Genomic DNA, 3,359 nt, shown 5'->3' with positions numbered 1-3,359 from the left:
AGGGCTTCTTCCCCACCGGTGACATCGGCACCATTGACCCGGACGGCTTCCTGCAATTGGTGGACCGGTCCAAGGACGTCATCAAGTCCGGCGGCGAGTGGATATCCTCCATCGAGCTGGAAAACGCCGCTGCCTCCCACCCGGAGGTGGCAGAAGCCGCTATAATCGGCATTGCCCACCCCAAGTGGCAGGAGCGCCCCTTACTAATTGCGGTGCTCAAGGATAACGCTACGATCGGCAAGGACGAGCTGATGTCCTTCCTCGAGGAGCACGTGGCCAAGTGGTGGCTGCCGGACGACATCCTGTTTGTAGACGAACTGCCCCATACGGCCACCGGCAAGCTGCTCAAGACCAAACTTCGGGAAGAGTACGGTGACTTCAAGCCGATCACCGCTGGCTGAGTTGGGATCCCGTCAGCCCGAAGGCTGGCGGGTTACATCACAGCGCTTATCTTGTTCACGGTGCTTTTCTTGATTGTACCAGCTGACTGCACCAAGGTCTGGCGGCCCATGCTGCTTCAGCACCCGGGCCAGTCAGGCGCCCGTTTCTCGTTAAAGGCAGCCATGCCCTCTTTGGCATCTTCTGTCAGGGCCATGGTGGCCAGCTGGGTTTCGGTATAGGCGATGGCCTGCTCGAAACTCATATCTTCAATGGCCTTCATGGCGTACTTGCCTCGGCGAATGGCGGTGGGAGACTTGTCCGTCAGGCGACTGATCAGCCAGTCCACCTTGGCATCCAGTTCCTCCGGCGCCACTACATGGTTCAGCAAGCCATGCTGAAGGGCTTCGTCGGCAGTGAACGGCTCTCCGGTGAGGGTCCATTCCCGCAGCACGCGCCGCGGTACCAGGCGCTGCATCAGGCTAAGTACCTGCATGGGAAACAGACCGACTTTCACCTCCGGCAGGCCAAATTTCACGTTGCTGTGGGCTACTGCCATATCACCCATGCAGAGCAGGCCCATGCCGCCCGCCATACAGACGCCGTTGACCCGTACGATACAGGGCGTGGTGGTATTCACCGCCAGCCGGAACAGGTCCGCGTACTCTGCATTGGGTTTTGAATAATCGAAGGCGAAACCCTGGCCCGGCTGCAGGTCACCGCCAGCACAGAACGCCTTTTCACCAGCGGCTGTGAGTACGATCACCCGGATCTCGGGATCCGATTCTGCTTTCAGATAGCCCTCACGAATCCGGGCAATCACGTCATTGTTGATGGCATTACGTTTTTCGGGCCGGTTGATGGTGATCCACAGGGCCGGCCCCTTCTGTTCCAGCAAGACCGCTTCTTGTTCAGACATCATGGCTCTCCTGGTTGATCAGTTGCTTTCAGCAGGGGTAGCTGTTTCGGCCGGGATAACCTCGGCAATCACCTTGCCAGCGGTGACCTGTTCACCTTCGCTGACCGTGAGCGACACAATCGTTCCTGCCACTGCCGCCACGTGGACGTGTTCCATCTTCATCGCTTCCAGCACAACCACCGGCTGGCCAGCCTCGACCGTATCGCCCTCACCGGCATGCAGGGCTACCACCCGTCCGTTCATGGAGGCGCGGATGACGCCATCACCGGCTTCATCCCCGGCAACGGCAGCCTCATGGGTATGGTCATCCACACGGTAGGAGTGACCGCGGTAGCGCAGGTAGAGGCGTGAACCCGCACGAATCATCTCGGCGGTTTCTGACAGGCCCTCGCAGGTGAACCGCACGCGGGCACCGTCCACGGCATCCAGCGTCAGTTCAGCGGCGGCGTCGTCCAGCTGAATCCGGAAGGTGCCATTACCCTGATTGCTCACCCGCGCGTCAGCGGCTTCCCCGCCAACACTGAAGCGGAAGATGATCGGCAGGCGATGGGTAATGGTGCTGATCGAGCCACCGTAGCTACCCTGTGCGTCGGTGGTATACAGCAGCACGGCGGCCAGTAACCGGGCCCGGTCATCGGCGCCCTGGTCCCTTGCCAGCAGTTCATCCTGGTGGTTATCAACGAAGGCCGTGGTCGCCTCCCCCTGGATAAAGGTGGGGTGCTCCAGGCAGGCGCTCAGAAAGGCCTGGTTGGTTTCCACGCCCAGTGCCGTAGCGTCCTTCAATCCGCTGACCAGGCGACGGCGGGCCTCTTCCCGGTCCGCCCCGGTGCTGATCAGCTTGGCGATCATGGAATCGTAGAAAGGCGGGATCTCGGAACCGGACTCCACCGCATCTTCTACCCGCAGGGTGTCAGGCATGTGCCACAGCGCCATGGTGCCACTCTGGGGCATAAACCCTTCGCTGGGGCTTTCGGCGCACAGACGCACTTCAATGGAATGGCCTTTCAGGACAATGTCGTCCTGACTCAGGGGCAGTGGCTGACCGGCGGCGACCCGCAACTGCAGCTCCACCAGGTCCAGTCCGGTGATGGACTCGGTTACCGGGTGCTCAACCTGAAGCCGGGTGTTCATCTCCATGAAATAGAAGTTGCCGTCCTGGTCCAGCAGGAATTCCAGGGTGCCGGCCCCCTCGTAATGGATGGCCTTGACCGCGGTAACGGCGGTCTCCCCCATCCGCGCCCGCAACTCCGGCGACACCGCCGGTGACGGTGCTTCTTCCACCACCTTCTGGTGACGGCGCTGGATGGAGCAGTCCCGCTCCCCGATGTAGACAGCATTGCCGTAACGGTCCGCCATCACCTGGATCTCGATATGCCTCGGGTTGATGATGGCCCGCTCCAGGATCACTTCCGGGTCACCGAAAGCACTTTCCGCCTCGGACCGGGCGCTGCGCAGGGCCGCCGGAAAGTCCTCCGCTTTCTCGACAAGGCGCATGCCCCGGCCACCGCCACCGGCGGTGGCCTTGATCATGATGGGGAAGCCCACATTGTCCGCTTCCCTTATGAGGCGTCCTTCGTCCTGGTCTTCACCCTGGTAACCGGGCACACAGGGCACCCCCGCATCCATCATCAGTTGCTTGGCACCCGCCTTGTGTCCCATGGAGACAATGGATTCGGCAGACGGGCCCACAAAGATAATACCCGCCTCCTTACAGGCTTTCGGCAGGCCCGGGTTTTCTGCCAGGAAACCGTATCCGGGATGGATCGCATCGGCGCCGCTGAGCTTTGCCGCCTCGATAATCCGGTCAATACGCAGATAGGAGTCCGCTGGCAGGTCACCGCCTATGGCCACGGCCTGGTCGGCCGCCCGGACGTGGCGGGCATTTCTGTCAGCGGAGGAATAGACCGCCACGGTCCGGTAACCCAGTTCACGGGCGGAGCGGATGACCCGGAGCGCGATTTCGCCCCGATTGGCTACCAGCACCTTGGTAAAGGGGGTCGGTTTGATTGCTGTTGTCGTGGTCATGATAGTCAGACACCGTTCTCATTCTTGGGGCGGGCGG

3 protein-coding genes are annotated in these 3,359 nt (G+C 61.4%); 1 reads left to right on the top strand and 2 read right to left on the bottom strand.

Features of this window, described 5'->3' with window-relative positions; genetic code table 11:
* Positions 1-401, top strand: a 401-nt coding sequence (locus tag RO069_RS12855; protein WP_442915371.1) for an AMP-binding enzyme, incomplete at its 5' end; no start/stop codon positions are given.
* Positions 402-517: 116 nt separating this feature from the next.
* Here the strand turns inward: RO069_RS12855 and RO069_RS12850 are convergent.
* Together RO069_RS12850 and RO069_RS12845 are read right to left on the bottom strand one after the other, a co-directional pair.
* The gene (locus RO069_RS12850; RefSeq protein WP_091855208.1) at positions 518-1,297 is read right to left on the bottom strand and encodes an enoyl-CoA hydratase/isomerase family protein; all 780 of its coding nucleotides are present in this window, start codon (positions 1,295-1,297) and stop codon (positions 518-520) included.
* Between the two features lie 18 nt (positions 1,298-1,315).
* Positions 1,316-3,322: an acetyl/propionyl/methylcrotonyl-CoA carboxylase subunit alpha gene (locus RO069_RS12845; RefSeq protein ID WP_328188020.1), complete on the bottom strand. Its 2,007-nt coding sequence runs from the start codon at positions 3,320-3,322 to the stop codon at positions 1,316-1,318.
* Between the last annotated feature and the right edge of the window lie 37 nt (positions 3,323-3,359).

The organism is Marinobacter sp. OP 3.4 (assembly GCF_036224885.1).
Lineage (GTDB): Bacteria > Pseudomonadota > Gammaproteobacteria > Pseudomonadales > Oleiphilaceae > Marinobacter.
This window is presented reverse-complemented; position numbering and strand designations above follow the sequence as displayed.